At 42.3% G+C, this 15698-nt stretch carries 15 protein-coding genes; 8 read left to right on the top strand and 7 right to left on the bottom strand.

Annotated features, from left to right (window positions below; genetic code table 11):
- Positions 1 to 36: 36 nt before the first annotated feature.
- Positions 37 to 3561 (bottom strand): SusC/RagA family TonB-linked outer membrane protein, encoded by a 3525-nt coding sequence (locus F8C76_RS01560; protein ID WP_170283934.1) that lies wholly within the window; start codon positions 3559 to 3561, stop codon positions 37 to 39.
- A 163-nt stretch (positions 3562 to 3724) separates the two neighbouring features.
- Positions 3725 to 4687, bottom strand: coding sequence for a FecR family protein (locus F8C76_RS01555; protein ID WP_152130155.1), 963 nt, complete (start codon positions 4685 to 4687; stop codon positions 3725 to 3727).
- 254 nt (positions 4688 to 4941) lie between these two features.
- Here F8C76_RS01555 and F8C76_RS01550 point away from each other — a divergent pair, with 254 nt between their 5' ends.
- On the top strand, positions 4942 to 5505 hold the full coding sequence (locus F8C76_RS01550) for an RNA polymerase sigma-70 factor (RefSeq protein ID WP_152130154.1): 564 nt from the start codon (positions 4942 to 4944) through the stop codon (positions 5503 to 5505).
- A gap of 160 nt (positions 5506 to 5665) precedes the next feature.
- On the opposite strand, the gene F8C76_RS01545 is transcribed toward F8C76_RS01550, so the two are convergent.
- Both F8C76_RS01545 and F8C76_RS01540 read right to left on the bottom strand, forming a co-directional pair.
- Entirely contained in the window at positions 5666 to 6670 is a 1005-nt protein-coding gene (locus tag F8C76_RS01545) for a C45 family autoproteolytic acyltransferase/hydrolase (protein ID WP_152130153.1), read from the bottom strand.
- Between the two features lie 91 nt (positions 6671 to 6761).
- On the bottom strand, positions 6762 to 6998 hold the full coding sequence (locus tag F8C76_RS01540) for a hypothetical protein (RefSeq protein WP_152130152.1): 237 nt from the start codon (positions 6996 to 6998) through the stop codon (positions 6762 to 6764).
- Positions 6999 to 7221: 223 nt separating this feature from the next.
- On the opposite strand from F8C76_RS01540, the gene F8C76_RS01535 reads away from it, so the two are divergent.
- The 5 genes from F8C76_RS01535 to F8C76_RS01515 all read left to right on the top strand — a co-directional run bounded on the left by F8C76_RS01535 (position 7222) and on the right by F8C76_RS01515 (position 10741).
- A complete protein-coding gene (locus F8C76_RS01535) occupies positions 7222 to 7404 on the top strand; it encodes a hypothetical protein (protein WP_152130151.1) in 183 nt (60 codons plus the stop codon).
- Between the two features lie 302 nt (positions 7405 to 7706).
- Complete coding sequence (locus F8C76_RS01530; RefSeq protein ID WP_152130150.1) at positions 7707 to 8129, top strand: VOC family protein; 423 nt, start codon at positions 7707 to 7709, stop codon at positions 8127 to 8129.
- Between the two features lie 45 nt (positions 8130 to 8174).
- On the top strand, positions 8175 to 8534 hold the full coding sequence (locus F8C76_RS01525) for a nuclear transport factor 2 family protein (RefSeq protein WP_152130149.1): 360 nt from the start codon (positions 8175 to 8177) through the stop codon (positions 8532 to 8534).
- Between the two features lie 472 nt (positions 8535 to 9006).
- Positions 9007 to 9837, top strand: a complete 831-nt coding sequence (locus F8C76_RS01520; protein ID WP_152130148.1) for a hypothetical protein — start codon at positions 9007 to 9009, stop codon at positions 9835 to 9837.
- A gap of 268 nt (positions 9838 to 10105) precedes the next feature.
- Positions 10106 to 10741, top strand: a complete 636-nt coding sequence (locus tag F8C76_RS01515) for a hypothetical protein (protein ID WP_152130147.1) — start codon at positions 10106 to 10108, stop codon at positions 10739 to 10741.
- Between the two features lie 70 nt (positions 10742 to 10811).
- Here the strand turns inward: F8C76_RS01515 and F8C76_RS01510 are convergent, their stop codons facing one another.
- The 3 genes from F8C76_RS01510 to F8C76_RS01500 all read right to left on the bottom strand — a co-directional run bounded on the left by F8C76_RS01510 (position 10812) and on the right by F8C76_RS01500 (position 12898).
- A complete protein-coding gene (locus tag F8C76_RS01510; protein ID WP_152130146.1) occupies positions 10812 to 11858 on the bottom strand; it encodes an OmpA family protein in 1047 nt (348 codons plus the stop codon).
- Between the two features lie 80 nt (positions 11859 to 11938).
- A complete protein-coding gene (locus F8C76_RS01505; protein WP_152130145.1) occupies positions 11939 to 12436 on the bottom strand; it encodes an outer membrane protein in 498 nt (165 codons plus the stop codon).
- Positions 12437 to 12508: 72 nt separating this feature from the next.
- A complete protein-coding gene (locus F8C76_RS01500; RefSeq protein WP_152130144.1) occupies positions 12509 to 12898 on the bottom strand; it encodes a hypothetical protein in 390 nt (129 codons plus the stop codon).
- Positions 12899 to 13046: 148 nt separating this feature from the next.
- Between F8C76_RS01500 and F8C76_RS01495 the strand changes: the two genes are divergently transcribed.
- Together F8C76_RS01495 and F8C76_RS01490 are read left to right on the top strand one after the other, a co-directional pair.
- Positions 13047 to 15038, top strand: a complete 1992-nt coding sequence (locus F8C76_RS01495) for a tetratricopeptide repeat-containing sensor histidine kinase (protein WP_152130143.1) — start codon at positions 13047 to 13049, stop codon at positions 15036 to 15038.
- Complete coding sequence (locus tag F8C76_RS01490) at positions 15025 to 15657, top strand: response regulator (RefSeq protein ID WP_152130142.1); 633 nt, start codon at positions 15025 to 15027, stop codon at positions 15655 to 15657. The genes F8C76_RS01495 and F8C76_RS01490 overlap by 14 nt, the downstream gene beginning before the upstream one ends.
- Positions 15658 to 15698 lie beyond the last annotated feature (41 nt).

The following is a 15698-nucleotide window of genomic DNA, read 5'->3' as shown; positions in this document are numbered from 1 at the left end:
GTTTCTTGTCTGTTTAAAGTTTCAAAATGAAATACATCAAAACCCGACCCGGATTCCAAATGTGTAAATGGATGGACTGGGCAAACTAAGGTCGCCATATCTTAAATTGATGGCTTCCGGATCGATATTCCTATCATTCCTGGTCCACAGTGCCACATTGGTAGCTTGGGCCTGCAACTGTAATGATTGGATTTCCTTACCAAGGATACCCTTGGGAAAGTCATAGATCAGATTGACATTGTTCAATCGCACAAAGGAGGCACTTTTGGTCCTGTGGTCATTGGCCTTTGAAAACTGGGAACGGATAAACGGCTGTTGGGCCACATCGTACATTCTTGGGATATCGGTCCTATTTTCATCCCCAGGCTGACGCCATCTATTGTCCACTTCGGCCAGCACAAGATCAGAACCTCTCACATAGACCGTTGGGAGTCGCATCACATGGCCAAACTTGTACGTGAATATAGTGTTCAGTCTCAATCCCTTATATCGAAAGGTATTTATCACTGAACCGAAGTATTTGGGAGCGGTACTCCCCGCATAACTCAACCATTCGATCTGGGGATCTACCTCAGAATCTTCGGAAGAATACACATTCCCCTCATGATCATAGATTTGGGGATGTCCATCATTGGACAGGCCAGCCCAGCGGAAATTGTAAATATAATCTATGGGAAAACCCTCTATCTGTCTACCATATCCGCCTGTCAGATAATTGTCCACGGTAGGGTTGGGATTGTAGACCTTGGTCACTTCATTGGTGTTCTTGGAAATATTGAACTCCAAGTTCCAGCCAAAATCACCTTCAAATATACGAGCTCCCAAACCTATATCTATCCCTTTGTTCCCAACACTCGCCGTATTCCTGTATACACTTGAAAATCCCAAAGACGGGTCTGCTTCGGAATAGGCCAACAGGTCGTAACTTTTCTTGATATAGTAGTCGGCCACCAAGGACAATCTGTTGTTGAACATTCCCAAATCGATCCCCACATTATAGGATTTGGTACTCTCCCATTTCAACTCCTTGTTCTCTGGGAATTCAATCTTTAGGAACTGTTCCCCTGTGGAATAGGAATTGGTTTCAGGAGTGGCCACCAGAACCTTGCTTGTGCTTTTGTCCACATTTCCATTCTCCCCTGTAGTGGCCCTTATTTTCAATGCATTGATAAAGCCCACATCGAAAAAATCCTCATTGGCAACGTTCCACGAAAATCCAATACTGTACAAAGGCGTGACCCTGTCATTGGCATCCGCCCCAAAAAGGTTCGATTTATCTATTCTCCCACTGGCAGAAAAGGTATACCTATCCCCATAAGTATAGGCCCCGTTAAAATAGTAGGAGAAATATCTGTTCTCGGTTTCTGTTATGGGCCTCCATATGGCGGGAAGGCGTTGCGTGAAACCATTCCAGCCCGGAACCCCTTCGGCCAAGGTCTTCTCATCGATCAAACTATAGGTCAAAAGGTTTTTATCATAGTTGAAATACCTCCCCTTTTCCAGATTGTTCTTGGTCTTGGTGATTTCCGTACCCAACAATGCATTTACCCTATGCTTGGTGCCCTTATAGTTTTTTGAAAAAATAAGTTGGTTACGCAATGTATGGGACTGCATTTCCGTGTTGGTATATTCAAAAAGTGGACCTCTGGGAATTTGATACTCCAATCCATCACCGGTTATTGTGGTGAACTTATTGATCAAATCCCGAGTTTTGTACATTTCCTCATTAAAGAAAGTCTCATTTCCATAACGTCTGGTCTCGTACATAAAGCGCCCTTCATACCGAAGTCCGTCCAACAACTGTGCCGTCAATCCGGTTATGATCTTTGGGGAGAACGACCTAGTGGTATTGTCACCGTTGTCCACATCCCTCTTTAGATTATTGTTCCAATCATAATAGCCCAACTCTTCAAGCTCCTTGTTTGTTTCCACCGATCGGTATGCATCATAGACAGGCACATAATCCCCTTCCCCATCCACAAAAAGCTCATAGGGTTTTTGACGCACAAAACTATATGTCCCCACTCCATTGAAAGCCCCTTTGGCATAGGAGATGCTTATATTGGCATCCAATGCAATCCTTGGATGTATTTGATAGGTATTCTTTAAATTGAACTTCACACGGGTATCACTATTGCCCACACTTTCAAAAGTATTGTCCTGTATGTTCAATGAAGCGTAATAATTGTTCACTTCAGTAGCACCGGACATACTTAGGTCATGCTGTTGCGAGATACTGTTTCTAAAAAAGAGGTCACTCTGCCCATGACTATCATTGGCTCGCAGTTGATTGTAAAGTCTTTCGGCTTCCTCGGGGGAAATGTCACCATCATACTGTTTTTTGTAGATTTCAAATACCCTGGAATTTCCACTATTGCCATCGGCAGAAGTGAGATTCACCCACCCTCTGTCCAATGCTTCCAGTTCTGCATCGATATATTGATGGGAATCCGCCAATCTCAAGGCACTGATATCCGGTCTTTCCGTTATACGTAGGGACGAGGTATATGAAAATCTGGGTTTACTCCCCGTCTTTCCCTTTTTTGTAGTGATCACAATCACCCCGTTTGAGGCCCTTACCCCCCAAATGGATGCCGCTGCTGCATCCCTTAGCACGGTGATATTGTCAATGTCATTGGGGTTGATATCGTCCAATGACAATGATGTGGGGAAGCCATCGACCACGATTACCGGGCTCGCATCCGCATTAATGGTAGACTGTCCCCGGATGACAATGCGATTGCCCTCTACCAAAACCCCCGGAATAAGTCCCTGGATCTTTTCACTTATGCTGATGACACCGATCTGGTTATCAAGTCGTTCCTCATCCGCATAGACAAAAGAACCTGTGGCTCTTTCTTTGGGTATTTCCTGATATCCGGTACTTACCACCACCTCGTTCAATGCAATGATATCCTCTTCGAGCACCATATTGAGGGATGTACTCATACCAATCGTGGCTTCTTTGGTCCTAAAACCTACCAAACGGAACTCAAGGATTTCTCCCTGATCGGCAAGTATGCTATAATTTCCATCCATATCCGTGGTAGTGCCCCGACCCGTATCCTTCACCAGTACAGTTACCCCCAGTAAAGGAATACCTTCAATATCAATGACCTTTCCGCTTATTGTCCCATCTTGTTGTATGATTTGGATATCGACACGGTCCGACCCGGTGGGTACTGTATCGGAACCTTTGAGGGAAAGAACAATATGTTTATTGGTCCCTTGGACCTGATACTTGATATCAATAGGCCCAAATAAAGTATCCAAAAGAGAACCCAGGGATTGGTTTTCTTGTTGAATGGTAACCTGATCATCCAGGGGAAGTTGACTTCCGCTGTACACAAAACTGATCTCACCTTTATCTTCGATTTCCAACAAGGCTTCCTTTAGGGAAACATCGACCAAATCGACCGACACCCTTTTCAAAAGGACATTCTGTGCTATGCCCGGACTGGCATAGGCCACAAAACAAAAAAATAAGGCTAGGGAAAATTGCACTATAAATGCTTGTCTTGCTCTATAGGGAATAGCATAGAGCGTATCACTTTTTTTCATAGATTTACATGTTGTTTTCTTATTCGGAATAATGACACCGACCCTGCTCATACAGGGTCCCTTCAAACAGGAGTGTTGGTAGCGCTCCTGTTTTGTTTTCTATGGTGGTGCGGCTCTCACGATACGGCTCATGATCATTGATTTTTTCATATTCATATTTGGTCTATTGGTTACATCCTTTTCCCGTTACTACCACAAGGTCCTTATCCACATAAAATCCAACATCCATGGCCTGCCCTACCATATGGACGATCTCATTCAGGGTCTGTCCCGAAAAATCGGCCGTAATGACACAGTTCTCTATCGCCTTGTTCTTAAAATCCACCTTGACATTGAACTTTTTTTCCAGTTCATTGGCCACCAATCTCATGGGTGTATCCGAAAACTTCATAGTATACCTGGTACCTACCGTAACGGATTGGAGGGTCTCCATCGCTGCCTGTCTTTTGGATATACTTTGGCTTTTCTTATCAAAAACACCCATCTCGTTGGGCAGTAAGATCACATTATGATTAATGCGGTCAACGGAGAGCGCCACTTTACCGGTCAGTACATTGACCTCAATATCATCTTGGTTCCCCTTTATATTAAAGCTGGTTCCCAATACAGTGGTCTTCAAACTCCCGCATGAAATCACAAAAGGTTTGTCCAAATCCTGTTCCACTTCAAACAAAGCTTCCCCCTCCAAAGCAACTTCCCTCAAATCACCGGAGAAATTCTCCGGATACGAAAGTTTACTAAATGCCTTGAGCCAGACCACACTTCCGTCAGGAAGAATGATCTTGGAAATATTGGCCGAGGAGATTACCTGCATATCATCATTCATGCCCACCTTAAAAGATGAGCTATAATTCCATACGAAATAGGTACAGGCAATAAGTACTGCCACGGCCGCAGCAATGGACATCCATTTTGTATGATGTGGACCTTTGTTCAAAGAACGGACCTTTGTCCCATGAATGGAGTCCAATATCTTTCTCTTGAGCTGCTCTTCCCCTGTCTTGTCCCAATCAGAATCCTGTTCGTCATTCCCAAGGGCATCGAACCATTTATCCATCAACTTCTTTTGGGATCCTTCCAAAAGCCCTTTTTGATATTTCTCTATCAACTGATCAAATTCGGACATAGTTTGTTTACTTTGTTAATGGTTTCCATGGTGTGTCTGTATATAAGTAACCCTAATCGGTTCCGACACACACACAACCCCCACTTTTTTTTAAAATATTTTTTCATTTACCCATTTGTTCTCCAGTTTTAAGGAAAAAACACTACAATTCCTTCGAGATGTACCATCTCTTTTACCCCCTTCTCCCATTTTGCTTTTTTTTATATAAATTGTCGAAACTTTTAACTAACGTTATGGTTACATTATTCTAGATCATGAAGGAGGAAAAAGCTCTTCTTGCAAGGTTAAAGAGCGGTGATGAAAAAGCATTTGAGTTGATTTACGACCTAATGGCCGGACGCCTGTACAATTATTGCAACAGCAGAATCAACCATAGGGAGGTCAGCGAAGGTATTGTCCAAGAGGTTTTTATTTCATTATGGCAAAAAAGAACCGATCTTACCATAACCTCCTCTCTGGAATCCTATCTGTTTGGTTCGGCCAAATATCAGATTTTGAATCATATACGTTCTGAAAAGGTAAGGAGAATTTATGCTAATAAGCTTGGGGGCTATCTACTTAAAAACTTTGAAAACCCCACAGAGGACTTTATGGCCATGAAGGACTTTAGCTTTTTGATCGATGAAATTGTAGGTTCCTTGCCTCCAAAATGTCAAAAAGTATTTAAAATGAGTCGCTATGAACATTTGAGCATCCAAGAGATTTCCATTAAAATGCAAATCTCCACCAGAACCGTTGAGAACCATATCACAAAGGCCCTTAGTCACATACGAAAGGAACTAAAACCTCTTCTGGGTCTGGCTCTTCTTTGGTTGTAAGGAATTCCCTATGTATCAACAAAACGCTTATATGCACTTCCAAAAGTATAATTGACCATCATCCTATGGCTTTGGAAACCGAATGACTTTTTCCAATACAGTACAGGCTTCAAACTTGCAGTTTTACCTCACACCCTATCAGTTTCCATAACACGGGGTACTATCCGTCCCTCTTTTTCAACCACCAATCCAGTCTGGTCTCAGGTTTATAATTGGTGGGGCTTGGTTTTGTTTCCGCCCTTTCAATCTTGAGTTCGCTCAAATTGGCCACAACGGACCAGATGGTGCCGAATCTTTCCTTTCTTAAATTCAAACACACACACTTATCGGACAGGATTTCCTTGGCCTTTTCCAAATCCATGTTCCCAACAGAGGCCAAGCGGTTCCCCAATCCCTGGTATCGTTCCGCACTCTTACTCCACGTAACACCGCCTCTATCGAAAGATTTCATTTCCAACGTGATAAACTGATTTGTGATATGGACATGCCTATCGGATGCACCAAGCCTTCTCACAACACTACCTTGGGGCGCGGATTCAACCACGGCAATTTCCCCAGTACAGTCCGCTATAAGGAAGTTGTTGGCAGTTGCCACCGTTGCACTTTGAAGTACATTAATGGCTTCCTGTACAGTCCCACAGTCCTCCAACACCTTTCTTACCATAAAATGGAAGCCTATACCGGGTTGGATTCTTGTACCGTTGACAAATGACATGGCAATGGACAGCCCCTTTTCATTGATACCATCGCTTCGTCCAATAAAAACATCAGATTGGCTTATGTATGCATACTTGTCCTTTGGGGCGATCAAACTACCTTCAGTAAACTTTTTAAAGTCAAAGAGCATGTCATAATTTCTTCCAAAAATTACGGAATCCTCATTTTTAAAAGCAAACACACTGCACTGTCCCGATGTTTCGAAAACCCCAAGGCTCAACAAAAAAGCCCCGACATTCTCAGGTCGGTCTCGGATACCTTCTGCGAAACCCGTTATTTCATCAATAACTTCAGGGTAAAATGCCTTAAGCTCCCGGTAGGATTCGAGTCCGAATTCCCTTTTTTGTTGATTTATTTCCGGAAGTACAAAATTTGCTTTTTCATACAGTAATTTTCCATACCTCAACCCCATTTCGTAAAAGGCTCCATACAGTCTTGGGTGGTACATAGATTTCTTAACAATTACAATTCAACCTTACATGATCACCCTTGGAATAGGGCGTCAAATCTATAGAATCAAACATCATTGATGTATACAGTTATTGTTTTGTCAAGGTGTATCTATCTCCATTTGATTTGGTCAAAATCAAAGTGCTGCCCTTAAGATCATAATTCCACTCTTCATGTAAAATCAATGACCAATCAAACTCCGCGGTCCAATGGCAGGTATTGGTGAAGTCCAGTTTGCCCTCTGAAATAGCGTAACTACCTCTACAAATGGCGGGAAATTTTTCGGTCTCACTTTCCCCTGTGAACGTTCCTTTACGAAAATTCAACCTAACACTTGAGGTGTCCCCGTCCCTTACGAATACTCCTATATATTCTCCATCAATTATTGGCTTTTCCCATCATCATCGCTGCAGCCAAGGATGATGATCAAAAGACCTATTGCTTTTAAAAATCTTGGTTTGATCATACTTCTTTTCCTAAGAGATGTATCTTTTTAAAAAAAGTTGCCTCTAGGTTAGCCGATTGGATTATAAACCAACACTATTTTACGTGGATACAGCAAGACATATGGATGTGTTTCCACAACGACCAGAGAGGCCATTATGGCAGGGTTTAATGTTTTTCTTCAAATCGGAACTACTGGAGCATATGTTATTGGGGAAAATATCCGCCGATGAAGTTCTGGGAACGGCCCTATTGCAATTGGCCCATATGGGAGCGAAAACTTTATAACCATCCTTTGGGTAGGTTCCATACAAAGGTGCCGTTAATCCAATATTCGAACTTCCCAAGCCATGAACTTAAAAAGGAACAACATCATGGAAGCAAGTATGCTTCATTTTATGGCCGTTCCCTGACCTCAAAAAATTGTATCCTGTCCAATTATTGGTCATTTATTGTCACGTTTTAGGATGTGATTTTGTCTTTCAACAAACCAATGGGATGGACATATTATCTAGAACGGATAGCGGTTACCGGGTCGAAAACTCCATTAAAAACACAAATCAGAATTGAAAAACTTAAAAATGGAAAATATGAAGCCAAGGATTTCTGTCTTGACATTAGGCGTGTCAGACTTGGAAAAGTCCGTCGAATTCTACAGGGACAGACTTGGGTTATCAACAAAGGGAATTATAGGAAGGGAATTTGAAAATGGAGCTGTCGCTTTCTTTGACCTACTAAATAGTTTAAAACTGGCTCTTTGGCCAAGAAAAAGTATGGAGAACGATACAGGTATTCAGCTACAAAGTCCTTCCGCATTGGAATTCACCTTGGGACATAATGTCCTAAATACTGAAGAAGTGGATGGGATAATGGAGCTTGCCGAAAAAGCAGGGGCTAAAATCATCAAGCCAGCTTCGGATACTTTTTGGGGTGGTTATGCAGGTTACTTCCAAGACCTTGACGGACATCTTTGGGAGATTGTCTACAATCCCAACCTTATGCCCGAAGATTGATACAATATTGACGCATACGGAATACAATAATTTTAAATAAAACTCATGGAGCAAATTAAAAAAACCATCGAAACCTTTGTAAAAGGTGGTGACAACAACGATATAACACTTCTCGACCAAATATTACATCCAAACTACCAAAACATTCAAGACGGATTCTTTGAGCGGCAAGGCATTTATGTTTTCTCAAAAGAACAATACATTGATTTGGTCAGGACAAAAAAATTCGGCGGTCTTCCCCGGACCATAAAGTATGGGGACATTCATCAAATGGGAAATATCGCCATTGCAAAGATCGTATTGGAAAGTGATCAATTAAAATTCGATTCAACAATCGTTTGCGTATTTGAAAATGAACAATGGCAGGTCATCAGCAACATCCCTAAAATTGATATGACAAACTAAAAGATTCCAATGGAAAAGCCATTTATACAATTGTACCTGTTCGGGCAATCCTTCTGCCGTGTATCATTTGGCATCAACCACTTCATCTCCATCAATCATAAACTCCATGGTTTGGGTCCTGCAAAGAACCCTATCATTATGGCTGACGGATATCCGTAGGAACATTTCATGTCCAAATGAAATACAGGTAGGAAAAAAATACTGATTTCCAGTGATTGTCTCTTCCCTCAATACGTCCTAGTTTTGAATAAAATTGGAGACCAACAAACTGTGGTACCCTATACCTTTTGCCATAAGTTCCGTGCGTCCTTCGGCAAGTCCTTGAAATTACAAAAGCAGCTGGGTATCATTATCGAGAAAACCTCAAAAACCTATTACAGAAAAAATGACAAACAAGATTATTTTTTTAATCGCACTTATGTGCACCATTGCGTGTAAAAACGGACAGAGCCAGGGACCTCAACCACAATCCATGGAATTGGTAAATGCGGATATGGTAACTGATGCGGAACACTTTACAGAAGGGATGATAGATGTAGCCATCCATTTCCCCGGGAACCGGTTAGGTGAAATTTTGAACCAAGTGGATCCCTCAAAGGGAAATATACAACAGCAGATGGAGAACCTTATGAAGGAGTTGTCACCAGCGGAAGCCCAAAGCATACAAAAAGTGATGAAAGGAAATCCCATTCTTGCCATGCAGATCATGTTTGCCCCATTGCTCAAAAATGTAATCTTCGTACGTCAGGGACAAGCACTGGCCAAATGCGATGGACTGGTATACCATTTGGAGAATAAATTTGATGGGGATACCGGGACCGGAACAGTGTTCATACGTTCACAATATGATAAAAGCAAGGAACTGACATTCAATTACAACGAGGATTACTTCGGGGAAATCCAGTTTCAAACCCGATTGGACATGAGTTTATATCACAGGAAAACGACCTCTGATACCGATGTCATCTCTGGCTATACCTGTACCAAAAGCGTATATACCTTAAAAGAGAACACCCCAATGGCCTTGGGGAAACTTGAGGTCTGGACCTCTGAACATATGCCCCAATCCCTGAATTTTATACATCCCTTCTATCTGGAAGAAGAACACGGCATCATGAAAATTGCCGTATATCAGGATATTCAATCCGATATGCCAATGGTCTATGAATTTAAAAAGGTGACCTCGGCCCCAGTCAGTGATTCGGACATGACAATCCTACAAAGTCAGCCTGTGTACTCAGGAAAGTCCGATACGCAAACCATTGCGGCCAAACTTATGGAAATCATGTTCGGAACCCCTTAACCCTGATTCTTACGGACACTTTCCATAAAAGTATTCCATATCATTACTTTATGTCGCATGCTGACCCTTTTTATCCACTGTTTGTTCGAGTGATGACACGAATTGGCATGTTCGCAATTATCACTATAAAGTAATGGGAACGGTGACTGTTGGCATACAAGGTTAATTTCACCCCCCCTAATTTTGAGTCCCAAAAATGCCCTTAATAATGTTGACAGAACAGTAACCTTCCACAGTGTTTTAAAACAAATCGAATAAAACGGAAATCATGCACAAAATATCCCTCCTACTATCCATAATCCTTCTATCAATCCTAGGAAACACATCCATTAGTGCCCAATACAAGCAGGCAGAATATCAGAAATACCCTCTTCAAAAGATTTTCCCCCAACAGTCCTTTGACTCAATTGCCGCAAGGATTTCATTGGCAAAGGGCAGTTCGGTCATAAAGGGTGTTGCCTTTACAAAACCAACCAATAATTTAGGGTTCAAAGCTCCCTTGGCAGAGAAAATCTATGCCAATCATATCACTGTGGAATTATTTCCCTATACCCCATATTTTGAAGAATGGTATGAACTCAAAAAAAGAAAGGAGAACATAAGAAAAAATAAGATTGTCTATATGGACAGTATCGCCTATGAACACAGGTTGTATTGTGAGACAAATTCACGCGGCGAATTTACTTTTCCAGAAATCAAGCCCGGAAAATATATCATTATGGGAACCTTGCCCTGGACCTCCTCAAGCTATCAGGATACATATTCAGGGAGTGGATATGGTTCATATGGAGGGAGGGTGGATTACTATGACCGACATTACTATACGGTATCCCACAGTGATTTCCTCATACAGGTCATTACAGTGGAACCGAACCAGAAAGTCACCAAGGTCAAACTGAAGTAACCATCACCAAAGGACTGGAATCGGAATATAATCCTTCCAATCCTTATAGTGACCGTTTTCAAGTACAAAATTATTGCTTTATCAGTTCTACCCTTCGGTTTTTGGCCCTTCCTTCATCAGTACCATTATCGGCTAAGGGGTTTTGGGAACCATGCCCTAGGGAAGACAAGCGTTCGGTTGCGATGCCCATGGCTATCAGTTCTGCCATAACAGTGCGTGCCCTACTTTCGGACAACTTTTGGTTATGGGTTTCTTCTCCAGAGGAATCCGTATACCCATGAATGGATATTTTGAGTTCCTTATCACCCTGCAACACTTTGGCCACCTCATCCACGGCTTCTTTACCTTTGGAGGTCAAAACTGCTTTGTCCAACTCGAAATTGATGTACAGTACCACCTTTCCGGTTTCTTCTAGATCCCTCTGGATCTTTTCCGATTTCAAAATGGTTATTGTTTGTTCAAATGGCTTTTTCTGAAGAATGTTTAGACTACCTGAAACACCATCACCTGTCATTTGTACATAAATGTCCCCTCCATCCGAACGTCGGATCACATAGGTCTTTATCCTTTGGTCCGTATAACCAATGGAACCATCCTCTCCCATATACACGGCATCCCCATGATACCTCTCATACTCTTCATAGCTTATCTTACCATCAAAGATCTTCACTCCCCCCACGGAAGTGATGATGTCATCATAGCTTTTTTGAAAGTACGGTAAAGACCATGCATCATAACCTCCTTCGGCCGAAACATAGGTCTTCCACACTTTACCTTCAAAAGGAGTCATGATACCATCCACTGCAACATACAGAACATCGTAATTTCGTTGAATAGGGCTGTTGGTGGTGACAAGTCCCTCTGGAAGGCCAAAAAAGGGAAAGTCTCCCAGATCAGTTTTGGAAATCGGGATATTGTCTATATCGAACTTGGACTTTTCGGCATCTATTTCATCCGATACTCCTGACCTATCCGTTGCTTGGGTCTCTTGGACAGATATGTCCCCGGCCCTGTCATTCTTATTCCCTGCATTCCCTTTATCCTTGCACGATGTCAATTGAGCGGCCAAGACAAAGAAGAGCAATACTTTTGTTGCGTTTAAAATTAATGATCCCATAGTATAAATCAATAAAAGGAAGTGGTCAAAACAACCACTTCCATCCGTTTTTATAATGTGATAGTATATTCTTTGTCCTTTTAGTCAATATTGAATTTAATCCCAGCGGCTATGACCAATTGATCGGCGTCCCCAAGGACGTACTTGACTTCTGCAAATGGTAAAAAGTTCTCCCCTATTGGGAAATTCGCACCAGCTCCCAAGTTAAGGCCCACTTCTCCGCTACTGCCACTTCCATTGATAAAATCATTGTCAAAATCCACCTTGACATGGGTATAGTTCAATCCTCCCAAACCATAAAATCCCAAACTCTCATCCGCTACAAAATAATAATTTACATTACCATTGATTTCGAACATATTCATTTTGACCCCTCCCTCCTTTTTGGGAAAATAATACCCAAAATCCGGAGCGATCACAAGTTTTTCCATAATCGGAATTTCCGCAGTGCCCCCAATTCCTATACTCTCAATCTCGGTTCCGTAAATAAGCTTTCCGCCAATACGAAAATCATCCTGGGCCAAGGCGACCTGACAGCTCAACAGTAATAATCCAACATTCAATAATAAAGTTTTCATGTATTCAAAGGTTAAAATTTATGATTATATGCTACTCTTCTTGATACTATAAGTGTATTGAACCACCCTCTATCAGTCAAATTCATAGGTGATGGAAAAATTCATGTACCCATCGCTAATAGCGGTAACAGAAGATTCTTCTACCACACGCTTACCACTGTATATTTTCAAGACAGTGGTCTCTCCCTCATTCCCAGGGTTGGTGACACTGTTCCCCACCCCAAGGACTACCACTGGGACATCCCCATCAATGGTCACGGACTTGGACCAAGGCAGGGAGCTCGTTTCCGCAATTTGTTGGTTGCCCCCCTCATCGGAATATATGACCGTGATTTCCCCAGAATAATTCCCGGTCAATTCATATTTCATGTTTCTGTTTTGGGAAGCGGGTCCATCGTCCGAGGAACAGGCTGCAAAAGTGACCATAATAAGAAGGGCCAAAGCCCAGCTGATTTTTTTCATCGCTATATTGTTAAGAAATTACAAGGGCAAAAGTAGAGGCCCACCCCCTCCATGGCAATACCCGGCCAGTAGTATTTTCACATACCTACTTTCCAGTATTTTTAAGCGAAAAAGGTCGAATAATTAAACTAAATCATAAATTGCGTGCATGATTCGCAATCCCCTTATCACCTACTTATTGATTTTTGGTATGTATGCAGGTCTGGCCCAAACCCCTTTGGGCGGGTCCACATATGCCGACAGCCTAAACCATATTCTAAAAAGTGAACACAATGATAGCATCAAGGCAAGGGTCAATTTGTTACTCTCCGAATATTGGTACAACAAGGATACGACCATGGCTAAGGAATTCTTGGCCATGGGAGATGAACTTGGGCGTCCCTTTCCCTATTTGAAAGGGCTGAAACAATATTTTCAAGCCTATTTTTACTATAATACCGACCCTGAAAAAAGCCGTTCCATCTACTTAAAGGCGGATTCATTGCTCAAGACATACCAAAATACGGACGCTTATTTTTATCGTTCCAAGGTATGGCGAAGGATTGGTGCACTGAGACAGGTGGAAGATGATGAAAAGTCGTTTACCGATATCCTATTGAACAAGGCCATTCCCTTTGCCAGAAAATCGGGGGACAGTGCCCTTGTGGGCGATCACTATATGGCCCTTGGAATCGTCTTTAAAAACCAACGTCAATTGGATAAAGCCGAAGAGTATTGCCTCAAGGCCATACATGCCCTAAAAAATGCCCGTGCCGAACCGGGAGTACTCGCCAAAGCCTATTATACCATTGCGGAAAATTACGTGTTCGAGGAAAAATATGCGAAGACCAAGGCCATGCTCGATAGTGCCAAAGTACGTTTGGCGCCCTACCCGGATTCCGAACATTTTTTACGCTACTACGCCATTGAAGGGATGTATTTCACGGTTGTGGAGCAATTTGATGATGCCCTGATCAGTTTGGACAAAGGGATAGCCCTTGCCAAAAAACGCTCGTTAAAATATGAAGAACAAACCTTGCTCTTTCAAAAGTTCTATGTGCATTATAACAACAAGGAATATAGAAAGGCGGAGAAAATATTCCAGTTTTTATTGAGGCAAAAGGAAATCATGTCCCTTGCCATCAATAAACTGCAAATATATCAAGGGCTGACCGAGACCTATGTCAATCTTGGGGACATGAAACAAGCCTATGAATGGCAAAAAAAATACAGCACCCTTAGCGACAGTTTACATACCAGTAAGCTGAAGAGCGATATCAACGCCCTTGAAATCAAATACAATAATGCGGAAAAAGAGAAACGCATCGCCCGATTGGAGGCTGAAAATGAAATGGCCTCCCTGTCGGCCCGAAACAATCGGCTTGCCAATTGGTTATTGGGCACCATAAGCCTCTTTTTCCTGTTCATGGTACTGTACTCCTACTTCTACTACAGAAAAGATAGGAAGCTGGCCTTTGAAAAAGAACAGAATTATCAGAACCAACTGACAAAGCTCAAACAAGACCAGCAACTTTTATCCGCCCAAGCCATGTTAAAGGGTGAGGAACTGGAACGCAAACGCATGGCGCAGGATCTCCATGATGGCCTGGGGGGGATATTGACAGGGGTACGCATGAACCTTTCCCATGTGGAGGGCAAGGTGGCCAAAACACTCTATGGAGAGATCAACAAGATCAGTACCAACGTGGACAAATCCATGAAGGAATTGAGAAGGATTGCCCGTAACCTGATGCCTGAATCCTTGTCGAAGGTTGGATTGTCAGATGCCTTGGAAGAGCTCTGCAAATCCTATGGGTCCGCTGCATTTAAAGTGGACTACCAACCCTTTGATATCCAATCGTCATTATCGGAAACGGAACAATTGACCGTTTATAGAATAGTTCAGGAACTATTGAACAACGCACTTAGGCACAGCGGTGCTTCCCTGGTCATAGTCCAGTGCAGTCAAAACAAGGACAAATTCTATATCACCGTCGAGGACAATGGGACGGGTTTTGACCCACAGGATCCACAGCATCAAAAGGGATTGGGACTCCGCAACCTTGAACATCGGGTCAAAACCATGGATGGCACCTTTAAGATCATATCCGAACAGAATGATGGAACAACCGTAAACATCGAACTGAATGTACTTGGATAAGACTTCCATTGTCATTGTTGATGATCACTCCATAGTCATAGAGGGACTTAAATCCCTTTTGGATGAAAGCCATTTAAATGTCCTTGGACACTTTACGTCTGGAAAGGAGGCCTGTAATTTCATTGAAAAGGAAAGCCCTGATCTTGTGTTATTGGACATTAACCTTCCCGATGTAAGTGGTATCGATCTATGCCGTACCATCAAGGCCGTTGCCCCTGAAACCAAAGTTTTGGTGTTGAGCAACCACAATGAACGGAACATTATTTTGCAGACACTTCAGAACGGTGCGAATGGATATATGCTCAAAAATGTTTCAAAGCAAGCATTGTTGCACGGAATCGAATTGGTAATGGCCGGAGAAATCCATTTCTGTGGTGAAATCAGGGATATTATTTCCAGACCTACCAAATACGAGCTTGGGGATACTCCCCATCTGACCAAAAGGGAAAAACAGATTCTCCAAATGGTGGCAGATGGAAAAACGACCCAAGAAATTGCATCCCAATTGAACGTGAGCCCATTGACCATTGAAACGCATCGTAGGAACCTGCATCACAAATTCAAAGTTAAAAATGTGGCGGAACTTATCATGATGGCCACCAAACATCGATTACTTTAAAAGGTTTCTAAAAATCCATCCAGTACTCTATGCTCGAACAA

This window comes from Flagellimonas olearia, assembly GCF_009184425.1.
Classification (GTDB): Bacteria; Bacteroidota; Bacteroidia; order Flavobacteriales; family Flavobacteriaceae; genus Flagellimonas; species Flagellimonas olearia.
Note: the sequence above shows the minus strand (reverse complement) of the source record. Positions and strands in the feature narration are given on the sequence as shown.